14 protein-coding genes are annotated in these 17,072 nt (G+C 70.9%); 3 read left to right on the top strand and 11 right to left on the bottom strand.

Annotated features, from left to right (window positions below; all coding sequences use genetic code 11):
* Positions 1–21 precede the first annotated feature (21 nt).
* From AB0I66_RS37135 to ureA, 7 genes are all read right to left on the bottom strand, one after another.
* On the bottom strand, positions 22–1,389 hold the full coding sequence (locus AB0I66_RS37135; protein ID WP_363212482.1) for a hypothetical protein: 1,368 nt from the start codon (positions 1,387–1,389) through the stop codon (positions 22–24).
* 62 nt (positions 1,390–1,451) lie between these two features.
* Positions 1,452–3,056, bottom strand: a complete 1,605-nt coding sequence (gene cimA, locus AB0I66_RS37130) for a citramalate synthase (protein WP_363212481.1) — start codon at positions 3,054–3,056, stop codon at positions 1,452–1,454.
* Between the two features lie 366 nt (positions 3,057–3,422).
* Complete coding sequence (locus AB0I66_RS37125) at positions 3,423–4,682, bottom strand: hypothetical protein (protein ID WP_363212479.1); 1,260 nt, start codon at positions 4,680–4,682, stop codon at positions 3,423–3,425.
* A 128-nt stretch (positions 4,683–4,810) separates the two neighbouring features.
* Complete coding sequence (locus tag AB0I66_RS37120; protein WP_363212478.1) at positions 4,811–5,419, bottom strand: TetR/AcrR family transcriptional regulator; 609 nt, start codon at positions 5,417–5,419, stop codon at positions 4,811–4,813.
* Between the two features lie 14 nt (positions 5,420–5,433).
* The gene (locus AB0I66_RS37115) at positions 5,434–6,471 is read right to left on the bottom strand and encodes an agmatine deiminase family protein (RefSeq protein ID WP_363212477.1); all 1,038 of its coding nucleotides are present in this window, start codon (positions 6,469–6,471) and stop codon (positions 5,434–5,436) included.
* Between the two features lie 11 nt (positions 6,472–6,482).
* Positions 6,483–8,204: an urease subunit alpha gene (locus AB0I66_RS37110; RefSeq protein ID WP_363212476.1), complete on the bottom strand. Its 1,722-nt coding sequence runs from the start codon at positions 8,202–8,204 to the stop codon at positions 6,483–6,485.
* Positions 8,201–8,905 carry an urease subunit gamma gene (ureA, locus tag AB0I66_RS37105; protein ID WP_363212475.1) on the bottom strand — a complete coding sequence of 235 codons (705 nt, stop codon included), beginning with the start codon at positions 8,903–8,905 and terminating at the stop codon, positions 8,201–8,203. The genes AB0I66_RS37110 and ureA overlap by 4 nt, the downstream gene beginning before the upstream one ends.
* A 162-nt stretch (positions 8,906–9,067) precedes the next feature.
* Here ureA and AB0I66_RS37100 point away from each other — a divergent pair, with 162 nt between their 5' ends.
* A complete protein-coding gene (locus AB0I66_RS37100) occupies positions 9,068–10,492 on the top strand; it encodes a cytosine permease (RefSeq protein ID WP_363212474.1) in 1,425 nt (474 codons plus the stop codon).
* A gap of 69 nt (positions 10,493–10,561) precedes the next feature.
* Here the strand turns inward: AB0I66_RS37100 and AB0I66_RS37095 are convergent, their stop codons facing one another.
* Together AB0I66_RS37095 and AB0I66_RS37090 are read right to left on the bottom strand one after the other, a co-directional pair.
* Entirely contained in the window at positions 10,562–11,677 is a 1,116-nt protein-coding gene (locus AB0I66_RS37095; RefSeq protein WP_363212473.1) for a branched-chain amino acid aminotransferase, read from the bottom strand.
* Between the two features lie 244 nt (positions 11,678–11,921).
* The gene (locus tag AB0I66_RS37090) at positions 11,922–12,962 is read right to left on the bottom strand and encodes a 3-isopropylmalate dehydrogenase (RefSeq protein ID WP_363212472.1); all 1,041 of its coding nucleotides are present in this window, start codon (positions 12,960–12,962) and stop codon (positions 11,922–11,924) included.
* 151 nt (positions 12,963–13,113) lie between these two features.
* Between AB0I66_RS37090 and AB0I66_RS37085 the strand changes: the two genes are divergently transcribed.
* Positions 13,114–14,715 carry a metallophosphoesterase family protein gene (locus AB0I66_RS37085; protein ID WP_363212471.1) on the top strand — a complete coding sequence of 534 codons (1,602 nt, stop codon included), beginning with the start codon at positions 13,114–13,116 and terminating at the stop codon, positions 14,713–14,715.
* Here AB0I66_RS37085 and AB0I66_RS37080 read toward each other — a convergent pair.
* Together AB0I66_RS37080 and AB0I66_RS37075 are read right to left on the bottom strand one after the other, a co-directional pair.
* Positions 14,709–14,837: a hypothetical protein gene (locus AB0I66_RS37080; protein WP_268251300.1), complete on the bottom strand. Its 129-nt coding sequence runs from the start codon at positions 14,835–14,837 to the stop codon at positions 14,709–14,711. The two genes, AB0I66_RS37085 and AB0I66_RS37080, sit on opposite strands and share 7 nt — an antisense overlap.
* Before the next feature lie 191 nt (positions 14,838–15,028).
* Positions 15,029–15,979: a LysR family transcriptional regulator gene (locus tag AB0I66_RS37075; protein WP_363212470.1), complete on the bottom strand. Its 951-nt coding sequence runs from the start codon at positions 15,977–15,979 to the stop codon at positions 15,029–15,031.
* Between the two features lie 101 nt (positions 15,980–16,080).
* Here AB0I66_RS37075 and AB0I66_RS37070 point away from each other — a divergent pair, with 101 nt between their 5' ends.
* Positions 16,081–17,070 (top strand): NADP-dependent oxidoreductase, encoded by a 990-nt coding sequence (locus AB0I66_RS37070; protein ID WP_363212469.1) that lies wholly within the window; start codon positions 16,081–16,083, stop codon positions 17,068–17,070.
* Positions 17,071–17,072 lie beyond the last annotated feature (2 nt).

Below are 17,072 nucleotides of genomic sequence, written 5' to 3'. Positions count from 1 at the left end.
AGCCCCGGTGCCGTCAACCCCTCAGAACCCGCCTCCCCCGAAGTCCCCACCACCCCCACCCCCGCCGAAGTCCCCGCCCCCGAAGCCGCCTCCGAAGTCGCCGGGGTCGAAGTCCGAGCCCGAGTAGTCGCCGCCCTCGTACCCGGCGCCCGCTCCCCCGCCGAAGTCGCCGTAACCGCCGCCGTAGTCCGCGGCGTACGCGGGGCTCGCCATCATGCTGCCCAGCATCGTGCCGACCAGCAGGCCCGGCAGCATGCCGCCGCCGAAGTAGCCGCCGGCCCAGGGTCCGTACGCCGGGCCCGCCTCCCAGTACGGCCGCCGCTCCCCCGACTCCGTGGCCACCGTCCGGGACATCGGTTCCTCGCCGTCCGCGAGGCGCGTCGCGTCCGCCAGGCACACCGGGACCGTCCGCTCGGCCCCGCCCGGCGGCGCCCACTGGGCGTCCTTCACCGACGGGCCGTGCCGCGGGTCGAAGAAGCAGGGGGCGCGGCGCTCCGGCAGCGGCCGGCCCTCACGTCGGGCGGCGAGCAGGGCGAGCGAGAAGCGGCCGTCCTCCAGGGACTGCGTGACGGCCCGTACCTCCTCGGGCCGCTCCGCCGCCGCCATGAACGACTTCGCCTTCTCGTACGAGTCGAGGGCCCGTTCGTAGTCCGCGCGCATCGTGTCGTCCGCACCGGCCTCGGCGGGGTGGAAGTCGAGCCGGTCCAGCTCCTCGCCGTACGCCGTGATGTCCTCGTCCACCACGACCCGCAGCTTCTCCAGCGCGACGCGCTGTTCCTCGGCCTTGCGCCGCCGGTTGCGCCGGACCACCGCGTACGCGGCACCGCCGCCCGCGACGAGCACCGCGCCGACGCCGATCAGCGCGCCGACGGGAGTGCCGCTGTCGGAGCCGCCGGCGTCCCACGAGGCCGGCGCCGAGCCGCGGGCGTCCTTCACCGCCTGGTCGACGAAGGCGTTGAGCTGGGTCTTGGTGTCGGCCTCGTCCCCGTACGTCGTGACGAGGTTCGAGACGGCCGCCTTGCTCAGGACCTGCTCATCGGCCTTGGCGTCGAACGCGTCGCCGAGCCGGATCCCGTAGACACCCGTCACGCCGGTCTCGGTGCGCAGCTTCTGGAAGAGGTCCTGCTTGGGGAAGTCCGAGGGCAGCACCGCCACGAAGACGGGCTTGTCGGCGTCCTTGATCTTCTCCGCGATGGCATCCGCATCGGCCCCGGACAGCTGGTCCGAGGCGGCCGGATCCACGTACACCGGGCTCTTCTCCCAGGCGTCGGCCACAGCCGGGACACTGGTGGCGGCCGCGGCCCCGGGCGCCGCCGTGAAGGACACGGCACCCAGGGACACGAGAAGCCCGGACAGCGCGACAAATATTCGCTTCGCCCCATTGCTCATACTTCGAAGCTAACTCAGCCGGGCCCCCGACGGCGGTCCGTGACCACACAGATGTTCGGCGACTACTCCACCGGCTCGACGCCGGCCCGCAGCAGACCGAAGGTGTAGGCGTCCTCCAGCGCCTGCCACGAAGCGGCGATCACGTTCTCCGCCACGCCCACCGTCGACCACTCGCCGTCACCGTCGCTGGTGGAGATCAGCACCCGGGTCGTGGACGACGTGCCGTGCTTGCCCTCCAGGATGCGGACCTTGTAGTCGACCAGCTCCATCTTGGCGAGCTGGGGGTAGATCCGCTCCAGGCCGACACGGAGCGAGCGGTCGAGCGCGTTGACCGGGCCGTTTCCCTCCGCCGTGGCGACGATGCGCTCGCCCTTGGCCCACAGCTTCACGGTCGCCTCGTTCGCGTGCGTGCCGTCGGGGCGGTCCTCGACGATGGCCCGCCAGGACTCGACGCGGAAGTAGCGGCGCGCCCGGCCCTCGACCTCCTCGCGCAGGAGCAGCTCGAAGGACGCGTCGGCGGCCTCGTACGTGTATCCGCTGAGCTCGCGCTCCTTGACCCGCTCCACGACCCGGCCGACCAGCGCCCGGTCGTCTCCCAGGTCGATCCCGAGCTCCTTGCCCTTGAGCTCGATGGAGGCACGGCCCGCCATGTCCGAGACGAGCATCCGGATGCGGTTGCCCACCAGGTCCGGGTCGATGTGCTGGTAGAGGTCCGGGTCGACCTTGATCGCGGAGGCGTGCAGGCCCGCCTTGTGGGCGAAGGCCGATACGCCGACGTACGGCTGGTGGGTGGAGGGGGTGAGGTTCACGACCTCGGCGATGGCGTGCGAGACGCGGGTCATCTCGCGCAGCGCGCCCTCGGGCAGGACCTGCTTGCCGTACTTGAGCTCAAGGGCGCCGACGACGGGGAAGAGGTTGGCGTTGCCGACCCGCTCGCCGTAGCCGTTGGCGGTGCACTGCACGTGGGTGGCGCCGGCGTCGACGGCGGCGAGGGTGTTGGCGACCGCGCACCCCGTGTCGTCCTGCGCGTGGATGCCGAGCCGTGCGCCGGTGTCGGCGATGACGGTGCCGACGATGGCCTTGACCTGGGCGGGGAGCATGCCGCCGTTGGTGTCGCACAGGACGACGACGTCGGCGCCCGCCTCACAGGCCGTGCGGACGACGGCCTTCGCGTACTCGGCGTTGGCGCGGTAGCCGTCGAAGAAGTGCTCGCAGTCGACGAAGACGCGCCGCCCCTGGTCGCGGAGGTAGGAGACGGTGTCGCGCACCATCTCCAGGTTCTCCTCCAGGGTGGTGCGCAGGGCGAGCTCGACGTGCCGGTCATGGGCCTTGGCGACGAGCGTGATGACCGGGGCGCCGGACTCCAGCAGGGCATTGACCTGCGGGTCCGTGGCCGCCGAGCCACCGGCGCGGCGCGTGGCGCCGAAGGCGACGAGCTGGGCGTGCCGGAAGGTGATCTCTTGTTGGGCGCGGGCGAAGAACTCGGTGTCGCGGGGGTTGGCGCCCGGCCAGCCGCCCTCGATGAAGCCCACGCCGAAGTCGTCCAGGTGCCGGGCGATGGTCAGCTTGTCCGCGACGGTCAGGTTGATTCCCTCGCGCTGCGCGCCGTCGCGCAGCGTGGTGTCAAAGACGTGGAACGAATCGTCGGGTGTGCTGGTTTCCGTCATGCTGATCTGGCTCCTGTGTCGGATCTCGGTCTACCGGAATGACCGGCTCCACCGCCTCAATGATCCCCCGCGCTCCGCGTCCGGCTGATGTTGGGCCAGGAAACGAAAAAACCCCTCGTGGGTACGAGAGGTTTGCGCGCGGGTCTGAGAGACGACGGTGTCCGCCCGTACATGGTGGTACGAGACGGTCACTGCGGACCGGCGCGCCTGCTGCCAATAATCATGGCGAACGAGAGCACGGTGGCAGCCTGCCACAGGCCGCACACACCGCGCTGCCCCGTCTCACGATGCGGGCGTACGTGGACGTCATGGGACACCTCGATGCGGGCGGCGCGTGGGACGCGCCGCCCGCACGGCGGTGAGGCGTCAGCGCACGTGGCGCACGAAGGCGTCGTAGCCGTCGTTCGTGTCGCCGCTCAGCAGGGTCGCGTCGCCGCTGAGGAAGGCGATGCGGCGGGCGTCCGCCGAGATGCCGCCGGGAGCCACCTTCGCCGAGGCCGCGCCGCCCGTGGTGTCCGGCGTGAGCAGCGTGGTGCCGCCCTTCTTCAGGTCGCGCAGGTAGACGGGCCACTCCTTGCCGTACTCGGAACCGGCTTCGGTGACTTCCGACATGAACGTCAGATGGCGGCCGTCGGCGCTGATGGCGGGCGAGCGGGTGTAGGCCTCGCCGGGGCCGCCCTGGGTGCCGTGGATGCGCTGGTTCTCGCCGGACGCGAGGTCGTGCACGAAGACGTTCCAGGCGACGTCGTCGTCGTCCGGGACGAGGTGGGTGTCACGCGACTCGAAGACGACGGTGCGGCCGTCGCCGCTGATGGACACGTCCAGGGACTCCTTCTCGGTCTTGGAGCCGTCGTGGGAACGGTCGACCTGCGTCACCTTTCCGGTCCCGCGGTCGCGCACCCAGAGGTCGCTCCAGTCGTCGCCGCGCGGGCCGTTGACGAAGGAGGTCGCGTACGCGATGCGCCGGCCGTCGTCGCTGACGGTCGGCGAGTGGGCGTTGCGCTCCCCGTCGCCGCCCGTGTACGGGTGGCTGACCTTCTCGGTGGTGCCGGTCTTCCGGTCGCGCAGGAAGACCGCCGTGCCGTCGAACTGCGGCCCGTCGGTGTTGAACACGGCGTAGCGGCCGTTCGCGCTCAGGGAGACACCGCCCGCACTGTCCCCGGGGTAGCCGTCGGGCAGTTCGACGTCGAGGCGCTCGAACTTCTTGGTCCTGCGGTCGTAGAGCCGGACGTCGGTCACCGAGTAGGCGTCCGCCGGGCTGGTGATCATGGCGACGTAACGCCCGTCGGCGCTCAGCGAGGGGCTCCTGACGTCGCGCCCTTCGAGCGTGATCCGCTCGGTCTTCCGGGTGCGCAGATCGCGTACGAAGATGTCGTTCTGGCCGTTGGCGTCGCCCGCGGCCAGGTCGGTGGCGGCGGAGTCGAAGGCGGCGTACCTGCCGTTGCGGCTGATCACGGCCCCCGCCGAGCGGTCGTCGGCGGCCTTGCCCTCGGCCGTCACGCTGACGCCCTCGGTGCGGGGCGCGTCGGCGGCGGGCGCGGCGAAGGCGGCGGGCAACGTCGTGGCGGTGACCGCCGCGACGAGTGCGGCGGCGGCCAGCGCGGCGCGGCGCTTGGTGCTGTGCATGCTCAATTCCCCCGTGGTTGATCAGAGTTCGGTGCGGATGGACCAAGGGCCCACGGGGATACAAGCGCACCACCAGGAAACACACAATCCGCAGAAATGCGTACAACCTAGACGGGGTTCTCCGGGTCTTACGATCCTGAGCCGAGCGCTCCGTCGAGGAACTCCCGTACGTGGCCCAGGATCTGGTCACGTCCCGTGCCGCGAAGGCCGATCGCCACATGGATGGAGAAGCCGTCGAGCAGCGCCCGCAGCCGGGCGGCGAACCGGTCGGGGTCCAGGGCGCGGAACTCGCCCCGCGACACGCCTTCGGCGAGCAGCGCCACCAGGTCGCGGTGCCAGGCGCTCTCGATGGCGACCTGCCGGTCGCGCTCGTCGTCGTCGGCGTTCAGGGAGCGGTTCCAGACCTCCAGCCAGAGCGTCCAGTGGGGGTCGCCGGGGGCGTCGGGTACATACAGGTCGACGTACGCGTCGAGGCGCTCGCGGGCCGTGCCCTGCCGGGCGAGCAGCCGTCCGCGCTCGGCGCCGAGCGCGGACTCGCTCCACTCCAGGGTGCGCAGGAGCAGTTCGTCCTTGGTGCGGAAGTAGTAGAGGAGATGGCCGCTGCTCATGCCGACCTCACGGCCGAGCGCGGCCATGGTCAGCTTCTCCAGGCCGCGCTCGGCGATCATCTCCATGGCGGCGGCGAGGACGTCCTCGCGCGGTGGGGCGTTCTTCCGCGCGCGGGCCTGGCCTGCCATTGCGTTCTCCTTGATCACACCTTCGGCTGCTGCTGGGTGATGCAGTGGATGCCACCACCCCCGGCAAAGATCGTACGGGCGTCGACGAGCGTCACCGTACGGTCGGGGAAGAGGCCGCGGAAGATGCCGGCGGCGAGCTCGTCGTGGGGGTCGCCGAAGGCGCACAGGACGACGCCGCCGTTGCAGAGGTAGTGGTTGATGTAGGAGTAGTCGACCCAGCCCTCGTCGTCCTTCAGGACGGTCGGGGCGGGCACCTCGACGATCCGCAGGGTGCGGCCGCGCGCGTCCGTCTGTCCGGTCAGGGCGGCGACGACCTCCTTGCTGACCTCGAAGTCCGGGTGTGCGGGGTCGCGCTGGGCGTGCACGAGGACGACACCGGGCGCGGCGAAGGCGGCGACGATGTCGACGTGGCCGAGGGTGCCGAAGCCGTGCCCGGGATAGTCGGCGGTGAGGCCGCGCGGCAGCCAGATCGCCTTCGTGGTGCCGAGGCGGGCGTGGATCTCCGCCTCGACCTGCTCCTTGGTCCACCCGGGGTTGCGCTCGGGGCCCAGCTGCACCGTCTCGGTGAGCAGGACGGTGCCCTCGCCGTCGACGTGGATGCCGCCGCCCTCGTTCACCAGCGTCGAGGGGTACGTCCGGGCCCCGGCGAGGTCGGCGACGTACGCGCCGATCTTCGCGTCGTGGTCCCAGCGGGCCCACTCCTGGGCGCCCCAGCCGTTGAACGTCCAGTCGACGGCGGCAAGACGGCCCTTCCCGTCGGTGAGGAAGGTCGGCCCGATGTCCCGCATCCAGGCGTCGTCGAGCTCCCGCTCCACCACCTCGATGTCCGGGCCGAGGAGCTCGCTCGCGTACGCGGACTGCGCGGGTCCGCAGACCACGGTGACCGGCTCGAAGCGGCGTACGGCACGGGCGACGTTCGCCCAGGCGAGGCGGGACTCGTCCAGGCCCGAGGGGTCGTCGAAGGTCGGGTTGGGGCACGGCCACGCCATCCAGGTGCGCTCGTGCGGGGCCCACTCGGCGGGCATGCGGAAGCCGTCGGCGGCTGCGCTCATGACGTACACCCTTAAAGGAAGTAGAGGCGGTTGAGGGAGACGGAGTCGGCGGGCTCGGACCGGAGCGGGTCGCCGTCGAGCGTGACCAGGCCGGAGCGCTGGTCGACGTCGACGGCCCCGGTGCGGGAGTTGAGGCGCAGGTCGGCGGGGCCGATGCCGCGGGTGCCGCGCACGGCGACCCTTCTGCGGCGCGTGGGCATCTTGTCGTTGCCCTGGTCGACGGCGGCCTGGGCGACGAAGGCCACCGAGATGTCGGCGGGCGTCGAGCCGTACGCGCCGAACTGCGGGCCGAGGACGAGGGGCTCGCAGGTGTCGGTCGCCGCGTTCGGGTCTCCCACGACGCCGTAGGCGGGGAAGCCCGACTTGAGGACCAACTGCGGTTTGGCGCCGAAGAATTCGGGCCGCCAGAGCACGATGTCGGCCATCTTGCCGACCTCGATGGAGCCGACCTCGTGGGCGAGGCCGTGGGCGATGGCGGGGTTGATGGTCAGCTTGGCCATGTAGCGCAGGACGCGCGCATTGTCGTCGCCGTCGCCGTCGCCAGCCATGGGGCCGAGCTCGGCCTTCATCTTCCCGGCCATCGCGAAGGTCCTGCGTACGGTCTCGCCCGCGCGCCCCATGCCCTGCGCGTCGGACGAGGTGATGCCGATGGCGCCCAGGTCGTGCAGCACGTCCTCGGCGCCCATGGTCCCGGCGCGGATGCGGTCGCGGGCCATGGCGGCGTCGCCCGGCAGGTCGGTCTTCAGGTCGTGGACCGAGACGATCATGCCGTAGTGCTCGGCGACGGCGTCGCGCCCGAAGGGCAGCGTGGGGTTGGTGGAGGAGCCGATCACGTTCGGCACGCCCGCCATCTTCAGGACGTTGGGCACGTGCCCGCCGCCGCAGCCCTCGATGTGGAAGGCGTGAATGGTGCGGCCTTCGAGGACCTTCAGGGTGTCCTCGACGGAGAGGCACTCGTTCAACCCGTCGCTGTGCAGGGCGACTTGCACGTCATGCTCTTCGGCGACCCGCAGTGCGGTGTCGAGCGCACGCGTATGGGCGCCCATGTCCTCGTGCACCTTGAAGCCCGAGGCCCCGCCCTCGGCGAGCGCCTCGATCAGCGGGGCGTCGTGCGAGGACGAACCCCGGCCGAGGAAGCCGATGTTGACCGGCCAGGCGTCGAAGGCGTTGAACGCGTGCCGCAGCGCCCAGGGCGAGTTGACGCCCACGCCCCACACGGGCCCGAACTCCTGGCCGATGACCGTGGTGACGCCGGAGGCGAGCGAGGCCTCCATGATGCGCGGCGAGAGCAGGTGGACGTGCGTGTCCACGGCTCCGGCGGTGGCGATGAGCCCCTCGCCCGAGACGATGGATGTGCCGGTGCCGACGACGACGTCGACACCGTCGAGGGTGTCCGGGTTGCCGGCGCGCCCGATGGCGTGGATACGGCCTTCGCGGATGCCGATCGACACCTTGCGGATGCCCTGCACCGCGTCGATCACCAGCACGTTGCTGATCACGACGTCACAGGTCTCGCGGACCGCGGCGGCCTTCAGGTGCAGTCCGTCGCGGGCGGTCTTGCCGAACCCGGCGAGGAACTCCTCGCCGTACTTCTGCGCGTCGGACTCCACGCGGACGGTCAGGCCCGAGTCGCCGAGCCTGACGCGGTCACCGGCCCGGGGGCCGTGCGTGGCGGCGTACTCGTACGGGGTGAGGCGGCGCGGTTCGGCGGGGTGTCCTCCGGGGCGGCTCATCGCTCCACCTCCTGCTCAGTCGTTTCCGGAATGCCGAGGTAGCCGCAGGCGGCGGCGCGGCGCAGGGCCTCTTCGCGGGCACCCGGCGCGTCCAGCGGCCCGTCGACGAGACCGGCGAAGCCGATCGCGATCCGTTCGCCGCCGATCGGAAGAAGCCCGACCTCGGCGCTCTCGCCGGGCCCGAAGCGGACCGAGGACCCGGCGGGCACCGCGAGCCGCATGCCGTACGCGGCCGGGCGGTCGAAGTCGAGCCGGGGGTTGGCCTCGAAGAAGTGGAAATGCGAGGTCACGGAGACGGGCACGGTGGCCGTGTTGTGCACGGCGATCGTCGCGACGGGCGACGGCTCCTCGTGCTCGGCACCGGGCAGCAGCGCGCCCGGCGCCTCGCTGCCGAGCCCCTCCCCGATGGGCTGCGAGACGACCGCGAGCCGGGACCCGTCGTCGAAGACGGCCTCCACATGCACCTCGGTCACCACGTCGGCGACGCCCGGCAGGACGTCGTCGGGCCCGAGGACCGAGCGGGCCCGTTCGATCGCCTCGGCGAGCCTGGCCCCGTCGCGGGCCGCCTCGCACACCGTGTCCGCGATCAGGGCGGTCGCCTCGGGGACGTTGAGTCTGAGGCCGCGCGCCTTGCGGGCCCTGGCCAGCTCGGCGGCCCCGAAGAGCAGCAGCCGGTCGCGTTCCGTGGGGGTAAGCCGCACGCCACCACACCTCCATCGTTTGAATGACACTCTAACCATGAGATTGATGCGGCGGAAACATTGACGTGTGAGCTTGACTCAGGTCACATTGAGCGGCACTCAAACAGTCGTCCGGCAGCCTGTGTGCGCAGGCGGCCACGATCGAGCGTCAGGGGCACCCTCATGCCGATAGAACAGCGCGGAGTCGACACCATCCCGGACGGGGAACGCACCAGCGGCCCCCGCGATCTCATCTCGATCCTGCTCGGCTCCAACCTCTGCCTGGGGGTGATCGTCTTCGGCTGGCTGCCGGTGTCGTTCGGCCTCGGCTGGTGGGCGTCGGTCACCTCGGTGGTGGCGGGCACGGTCATCGGCACGGCCCTGACCGCGCCGCTGGCCCTGGTCTCGCTCCGTACGGGCACGAACCTCTCCACCTCGTCCGGAGCCCAGTTCGGCGTGCGTGGCCGGCTTGTCGGCTCGGTCGTCGGCCTCCTGCTGTCCCTCGGCTACACCGCGCTGACCGTCTGGATCGGCGGCGACGTGATGGTGGGCGTGCTGCACCGCCTGACGGGACTTCCCGCGAACGGCCTCTCGTACGGGCTCGTGTACGCGCTCCTCGCCGCCGCCACGGTGGCGGGCGCGGTCTACGGCTACCGGGTGCTGCTGCGCCTCTCGCGCGTCCTCGCGGTCGGCATGACGGCGCTCCTGATCCTCGGGGCGGTGGCCTACGCCCCCGACTTCACGACGTCGCCGCTCCCCGACGCGGGCGGCTACCTCCTCGGCTCGTTCTGGCCGACGTGGCTCCTCGCCCTGGTGGCGGCGGGCCTGAGCGGCCCGATCGCGTTCATCACCCTCCTGGGCGACTACACGCGCTACGTCTCTCCCGCCCGCCACAGCTCCCGCACGGTGCTGCGGGCGTCGTGGGCCGGCCTGCTCGCCGGGCTCCTCGTCCCCCAGCTCTTCGGCACGTTCACGGCGTACGCGGCGGGCGCGGCGCTCGACTACGCCGGGCCGCTGGTCTCGGCGGCCCCCGGCTGGTACCTGGTCCCGCTGCTCCTGGCCGCCTCCGCGGGCTCGGTCGGCAACGCGGGCCTGATGCTGTACTCGATGGGCCTGGACCTCGACGCGATCCTGCCCCGGGCGTCGCGGGCCCGCGCGACGTACACCGTGGCGGTGGTCGCCACGGGGTGCGTGTTCGTGGGGCACTACGCGTGGGAGGCACAGGACGCGATGACGTCCTTCGTGCTCCTGCTCACCGCCATCGGCACACCGTGGGCGGTGATCACCCTGATCGGCTTCGTCCGCTGCGGGGGCGCGTACGACGCGGAGGCGCTCCAGGTCTTCAACCGCCGTTCCCGGGGCGGGATCTACTGGTACCGCGCGGGCTGGAACATCCCGGCGACGGTGAGCTGGGCGCTGGGCGCGGTGGTCGGCCTCGCGGCGGTCTCGCTCCCCTCCTACGAGGGGCCACTGCTCTCCCTCACCGGCGGGGTGGACTGCAGTTTCCTGCTGTCGGGGGTGGTGGGGGGTGTGGCGTACGCGGTCCTGGAACGCCAGGGGGCGCCCGAACCGGCCGGTGAACCCGCGGTCAGCGTGCCGACGCCGTAGACGCAGGAGGCCGGGCCCGGAAGTTCTGCTTCCGGGCCCGGCCTCCTGCGGTCCTACTGGGTGAAGCCCTCAGCCGAGGTCATGCATCCAGCCGTGCTTGTCCTCCGACGTGCCGCGCTGCACGTCGAGCAGCGCCTCGCGCAGCTTCATCGTGACCGGGCCCGGCTCGCCGCCGCTCTGGGTCCACTCGCCCGAGCGGCACTTGACCGTGCCCACGGGGGTGATCACCGCGGCCGTACCGCACGCGAAGACCTCCGTCAGCGTGCCCTCGGCCGTGTCCGCCTGCCACTGGTCGATCGAGACCCGCGACTCCTCCGACTTGAAGCCGAGGTCCTGGGCGACCGTGAGCAGCGAGTCACGGGTGATCCCGGCGAGCAGCGAGCCCGTCAGGGTCGGCGTCACGATCACAGGCTTCTCATTGGACTCAGCCCCGTACACGAAGTACAGGTTCATGCCGCCGAGCTCCTCGACCCACTTGTGCTCCACGGCGTCCAGGTAGGCGACCTGGTCGCAGCCCTTCTCCGCGGCCTCGGCCTGCGCGAGCAGGGACGCCGCGTAGTTGCCGCCGGTCTTGGCGTCGCCCACGCCACCGGGGACGGCGCGCACGCGGTCCTCCGACAGCCAGATGGAGACGGGCTTGACGCCACCGGGGAAGTACGCGCCCGCGGGCGAGGCGATGACGATGAAGAGGTACTCGTTGGCGGGCTTCACGCCCAGGCCGACCTCACTGGCGATCATGAACGGCCGCAGGTAGAGCGACTCCTCGCCGCCGTGCGCCGGCACCCACGCCTTGTCCGCCTTCACCAGCGCGTCGCACGCCTCGATGAACGTCTCGACCGGAAGCTCCGGCATCGCGAGCCGCCGCGCGGAGCGCTGGAAGCGCTCCGCGTTGGCGTCGGGGCGGAAGGAGGCCACCGAGCCGTCGGGCTGCCGGTAGGCCTTCAGGCCCTCGAAGATCTCCTGCGCGTAGTGCAGGACGTTGGTCGCCGGGTCGAGGGAGAGCGGGCCGTACGGCACGAGCTGGCCGTCGTGCCAGCCGCGCCCCTCCGTCCACTTGATCGTCACCATGTGGTCGGTGAAGTGGCGGCCGAACCCGGGGTTGGCCAAAATCGCCTCTCGCTCCGCCTTGGACAGCGGGCTCGAGGTGGGCTTGAGCTCGATCGTGGGTGTCGGCGTCGTCGTCATGAGTACTAGTCCTTCACGGTGTGATGGTGACGGACCGCGCTCACGCCAGTACTTGTCGTACTAGGACGTCCGAGTAACCCTGCATTCCGCGGCCCCACGTTCGATTATCGCTCGCGGGGCGCCGAGGAAGAAACAGCGTGAATGCGGCCCAGGGGTCGATGGTGGCACCCGGAGCCGCATACGAGAAGCCGCCGGGTGGTGAACCAGACCCGGCGGCTTCTGTGCAAAGGGATGAGCCGCCGGGTCAGCCGGCTACTCGTACGGCGAGCGCGTCGCCGATCTGCTCGGTGGTGCGGACCGTGTCGCCGCGCTCCGCCAGGTCGGTGGAGACCGCGGTCTCGATGCGCGCCGCCTGGTCCTCGTGGCCCAGGTGCCGCAGGAGCAGCGCGACGGACAGGACGGTGGCCGACGGGTCGGCCTTGCCCTGGCCCGCGATGTCCGGCGCGGAGCCGTGCACGGGCTCGAACATCGACGGGAACTCGCGGCTCGGGTTGATGTTGCCCGATGCCGCGACGCCGATGCCGCCGGAGACGGCGGCCGCGAGGTCGGTGATGATGTCGCCGAACAGGTTGTCGGTGACGATCACGTCGAAACGGCCCGGGTCGGTGACGAGGTAGATCGTCGCGGCGTCGACGTGGATGTAGTCGGTGGTGACGTCCGGGAAGTCCTTCGCCACCTCGTTGAAGACGTTCGTCCAGAGATGACCGGCGTAGGCGAGGACGTTGTTCTTGTGGACCAGCGTCAGCTTCTTGCGCGGGCGGGCCTGCGCGCGGGCGAAGGCGTCACGGACCACGCGCTCCACACCGAAGGCGGTGTTGACGGAGACCTCGGTGGCGACCTCGTGCGGGGTGCCCGTGCGGATCGAGCCGCCGTTGCCCGTGTACGGGCCCTCGGTTCCCTCGCGTACGACGATGAAGTCGATCTCGGGCTGGCCCTTGAGCGGGGTCGCCACACCCGGGAGCAGCTTCGAGGGCCGCAGGTTGACGTGGTGGTCGAAGAGGAAGCGGAGCTTCAGCAGGAAGCCGCGTTCCAGGACGCCGGACGGGACCGAGGGGTCGCCGATCGCGCCGAGGAGGATCGCGTCGTACTGCTTGAGGGCCTCGACGTCGGCGTCGGTGAGGGTCTCACCGGTCGCGTGGTAGCGCTTGGCGCCGAAGTCGAACTCCTTGGTCTCCAGCTTCACATCCTGCGGGAGGACGGCATTGAGGACCTTGAGCCCCTGGGCCACGACTTCCTGGCCGATTCCATCACCGGGGATCACTGCGAGATTGATGCTGCGAGACATGCCAGCAGCGTACGCGTCGTCCCAGGGGATGACACACGCAGTCCGGCATGCGGACACCCCTGGTCACGCCATGGGTGCGTCACCACATGGCCACCCGCCCTTCACCCTCAGGCCTGGCGGTAGTTGGAAGTCACCGGGAACTTGTAGGGACATGGACACCCCCAACGTCGGCATACCGGAACGGCTCGCGGCCGGGATGAGCATGCCGGAGCAGCACGAGTACCTGCGCAGGAAGCTGTCCCGGCGCAAGGTCCTGGCCGGTTCGTTCGCCGCGGCCGGGACGGTCGGCGGCATCGGCCTGCTCGCGGGCAGTTCGGGCGGCACCCAGGGCGAGAGCGCTTCGGCGTCGAGCCCGCTCACCGCGACCTCCGCGCCGTCCGCGCCGGTCAAGGTCGACGGCAGGCTGGTGGCGCCCTTCGCCCGGCATCTCGCCTTCGGGGCCGACCCGAAGACGCAGATGCGCGTCTCCTGGCAGGTGCCGTTCGCGGTCAGGTCCCCGTATCTGCGGGTGGGGCTGAAGCCCTGGGAACTGAGCCGGAAGATCGAGGCGGAGGTGCGCGATCTGCACACCCCGTCCCTGTCGAAGAAGCTGCCCGCGGTCGAGCAGTACTACCTGCACGCGGCGCTCGACGGCCTGCGGCCCGGCACGACGTACTACTACGGCGTCGGCCACGAGGGTTTCGACCCTGCCTCGCCCGAGCGGATGGCGACGATCGGCTCCTTCCGCACGGCGCCGGCGACGGCGGAGAAGTTCGTCTTCACGGCCTTCGGCGACCAGGGCGTGAGCTACGACGCGCTCGCCAACGACCAGTTGATCCTGGCCCAGAACCCGTCCTTCCATCTGCACGCGGGCGACATCTGCTACGCGGACAGCACCGGGCACGGCAAGGAGTCCGACACGTACGACGCACGCGTCTGGGACACCTTCCTCGCGCAGACGGAGTCCGTGGCGAAGTCGGTCCCGTGGATGGTGACGACCGGCAACCACGACATGGAGGCTTGGTACTCGCCGAACGGCTACGGCGGGCAGTCCGCCCGCTGGTCACTGCCCGAGAACGGCTTCGACCCGAAGAACGCGCCGGGCGTCTACTCCTTCACGTACGGCAATGTCGGCGTCGTCGCGCTCGACGCGAACGACGTCTCGTACGAGATCCCGGCCAACAAGGGCTACACGGACGGCAGGCAGACGGCGTGGCTGGACAAGCGCCTCGGCGAGCTGCGGGCGGAGGAGGGCATCGACTTCGTCGTGGTCTTCTTCCACCACTGCATGTACTCGACGGCGACGCACGGGTCCGACGGCGGGGTGCGCGACGCGTGGCTCGAACTGTTCACCAGGCACCAGGTGGACCTGGTCGTCAACGGCCACAACCACGTCTACGAACGCACCGACGCGATCAGGGGCAGCGAGGTCGGCAAGCCCGTACCGGTCGGCGCGTCGACTGATCCGACGCGCGACGGCATCGTGTACGTCACCGCGGGCGGCGCGGGCAAGGACCTCTACAGCTTTCCGGCGGGCGTGAAGGACAGCTACGAGGGCCACGTCGACGACCGGGATGCGATCAAGTCGTTCCACTGGACCAAGTCGCGCCGGCACGATCCGGACAGCGTCGAGTGGTCACGGGTGCGGTACACCGGCTTCTCGTTCCTCGCGGTGGAGGTGACGGCCGGCGCGCACCCGAAGCTGACGGTCTCCGCGCTCGCCGAGAGCGGAGAGCGCGTGGACCACTTCGAGGTGGTGCGCGGGGTTCAGTGACCCGTCTCGCCGCCGTTGTCCCTGCGGTCGAGGGCGCGCTGCAGGGCTGCGGCGGCCTTCCTGCGGTCGGAATCGCTGGTACGGGAGGCGTGGCGGACTCGGCGTGCGGTCGTCTCGGCCATGGGGGATCCACTCCTTGAGGGAAGGGGGTATTTCGAGACGCCGGAGGGGCGGGGAGCGGTGGAGCCCGCAGGGGTTGCCTGCAAGGGGCTCCGGCTCACGACCGCCATTCGCTTGATCGAGCGAGACGTTCGGCTCCTACAAAGCTAAGCGAGGACGGAGCGTCTGTCTCCACAATTACTCGGACTTCCTACTATCTGAGACGGCCTTCTTCCACGGCCCCTCCTTTGGAGGCCCTGAGCTCGCGGATGAGGGCGCGGACAGCGACCGTGGAGGCCAGCTCCGGCGTGGTGACGTAGCCCACGGAACGCGTCGGGCGCTCCGGACCGAGATCGGTGATCTCGATTCCGTCCGGTGCTCCGTTCAGCGAGAGCGCGGGCATGATCGCCATGCCGTGCCCCCTGCTCACCATCGAGAGCACCGCTCCGTCGTCCTCGGTCAGCACGGTCGCCCTCGGGATCCAGTCCTGTCCGGCCCACCACTGCCGGGTGTAGGAGCCGCAGTTCTCGTGCCAGTCCACGAGGGGCAGGGAGCGCGGGTCGGGGTGTCCCGCCGGGTGCACCAGCGAGTACGGCTCCTCGATGAGTACGTCACCGATGAGCCCGGCGGGCACCGGCGAGGAAGCTCCGATCGTCGCGATGCCCACGTCCGCCCGCCCCTCGGCGACCTCACCCGCGGTCCCGGACCCCAGCTCACGCACCACGCGCACCTGCGGCTCGATGCCGGGATGGCGGGCGGTGAGCCGCTCCAGGACGGGCGGCAGCAGATGCAGGGCCACGCTGCGGAAGGCGGCGATGCGCAGCACTCCCGCGGCCGTGCCCTGTGCGGCGCCGCGGGCCTCCGCGGCCAGGGTGTCCAGAAGCCGCAGGACGCGCCGGGCATGGGCGGCGGCGGCAACGCCGGCCGGGGTCGGGGTCGCGCCCTTGCGGCCGCGCTCGAAGAGCACCGCCCCGACCTTGCGTTCCGTGCCGCGGATGGAGTGCGAGACCGCGGACTGGGTCACCCCGAGCGCCTGGGCCGCCGCCGAGAATCCGCGCTCGCGGTCGACGGCGACGAGGATGCGCAGTTCGTGCGGGGCAAGGTCGGTGGCGGCGGCGGTCGCACTCGCCGTGTTCGCCGTACGCGCTGTTCCGGCAGCACTCATCGGGGGTTCCACCTGCTTCTATGAGGGCTCTTCATGGTTCGGGCCGTTCCATGAGCGCAACCCACTGCCCCACCCCCGCATTCCTCCGTACGGTCACCGCCATGACCGAGACCGCGCTCACCGTGCACCAGACCGCCCGCCCCCACGGCTTCCCCACCCGCGACCACTTCGCCTTCGTCGAGTCGGCGCTGCCCCGGCCCAGGCCGGGCACCGCCCTGGTGGAGAACCTGTACTGGTCGGTGGACCCCTACCACCGCGAAATGATGGACGGCGACTTCGCCCTGAACGCACCCCTGGAGGGCCGCACCCTCGGCCGCGTCATCGAGTCCCGCGACCCCGCGCTCCGCGAGGGCGAGATCGTCTTCCACCGGCAGGGCTGGCGCACGCACACCGTCGTCACCCCCGAGGAGGCACGCGCCGTCCCCCGCTTCGAGGGCGTACCGCTCTCCGCGCACCTGAGCATCCTCGGCGGCACCGGCCTCACGGCCTACGTCGGCCTCACCCGCATCGCCGAACTCCGCCCGGGACAGGACGTGTTCGTCTCCGCGGCGGGCGGCGGGGTCGGCACGGCCACCGGGCGGCTCGCCCGGCTGATGGGCGCGGGGCGGCTCGTCGGCAGCGCGGGCACCGCTGCGAAGGCTGCGTACCTGACGGAACACGTCGGCTACGACGCGGTCTTCGACTACCACGCGGGCCCGACGGCCGAGCTGCTCGCGAAGGCGGCGCCAGGGGGAATCGACCTCTACATGGACAACGTCGGCGGCGAGCACCTCGAAGCGGCGATCTCCTCGCTGCGCGAGTTCGGACGGATCGTGCGCATCGGCACGATCGCCCAGTACAACAGCACCGGCACGCCGTACGCCCTGCGCAACCTCCCCGACATCGTCGAGAAGAGCCTGCGCATGGAGGGCTTCCTGGTCCGCGACCACTACGCGGTGCAGGAGGAGTTGTACGAGTTCGTGGTGCCGCATCTGCAGAGCGGGCACGTCGGGCTCGACGAGACCGTGGTGAAGGGCTTCGGCTCCATCGTGGACGCGTTCCTGGGGATGCTGCGGGGCGAGAACCTCGGCAAGATCATCGTCACCGCCTGAGA

Source organism: Streptomyces sp. NPDC050439, assembly GCF_040655335.1.
Taxonomy (GTDB): Bacteria; Actinomycetota; Actinomycetes; order Streptomycetales; family Streptomycetaceae; genus Streptomyces.
This window is presented reverse-complemented; position numbering and strand designations above follow the sequence as displayed.

Bases quoted from the DNA above. Each gene is read 5' to 3' on its own strand.
- AB0I66_RS37135 (WP_363212482.1), bottom strand. From the start codon at position 1,389: ATGAGCAATGGGGCGAAGCGAATATTTGTCGCGCTGTCCGGGCTTCTC.
- cimA (WP_363212481.1), bottom strand. From the start codon at position 3,056: ATGACGGAAACCAGCACACCCGACGATTCGTTCCACGTCTTTGACACC.
- AB0I66_RS37125 (WP_363212479.1), bottom strand. From the start codon at position 4,682: ATGCACAGCACCAAGCGCCGCGCCGCGCTGGCCGCCGCCGCACTCGTC.
- AB0I66_RS37120 (WP_363212478.1), bottom strand. From the start codon at position 5,419: ATGGCAGGCCAGGCCCGCGCGCGGAAGAACGCCCCACCGCGCGAGGAC.
- AB0I66_RS37115 (WP_363212477.1), bottom strand. From the start codon at position 6,471: ATGAGCGCAGCCGCCGACGGCTTCCGCATGCCCGCCGAGTGGGCCCCG.
- AB0I66_RS37110 (WP_363212476.1), bottom strand. From the start codon at position 8,204: ATGAGCCGCCCCGGAGGACACCCCGCCGAACCGCGCCGCCTCACCCCG.
- AB0I66_RS37100 (WP_363212474.1), top strand. From the start codon at position 9,068: ATGCCGATAGAACAGCGCGGAGTCGACACCATCCCGGACGGGGAACGC.
- AB0I66_RS37095 (WP_363212473.1), bottom strand. From the start codon at position 11,677: ATGACGACGACGCCGACACCCACGATCGAGCTCAAGCCCACCTCGAGC.
- AB0I66_RS37090 (WP_363212472.1), bottom strand. From the start codon at position 12,962: ATGTCTCGCAGCATCAATCTCGCAGTGATCCCCGGTGATGGAATCGGC.
- AB0I66_RS37085 (WP_363212471.1), top strand. From the start codon at position 13,114: ATGGACACCCCCAACGTCGGCATACCGGAACGGCTCGCGGCCGGGATG.
- AB0I66_RS37080 (WP_268251300.1), bottom strand. From the start codon at position 14,837: ATGGCCGAGACGACCGCACGCCGAGTCCGCCACGCCTCCCGTACCAGC.
- AB0I66_RS37075 (WP_363212470.1), bottom strand. From the start codon at position 15,979: ATGAGTGCTGCCGGAACAGCGCGTACGGCGAACACGGCGAGTGCGACC.
- AB0I66_RS37070 (WP_363212469.1), top strand. From the start codon at position 16,081: ATGACCGAGACCGCGCTCACCGTGCACCAGACCGCCCGCCCCCACGGC.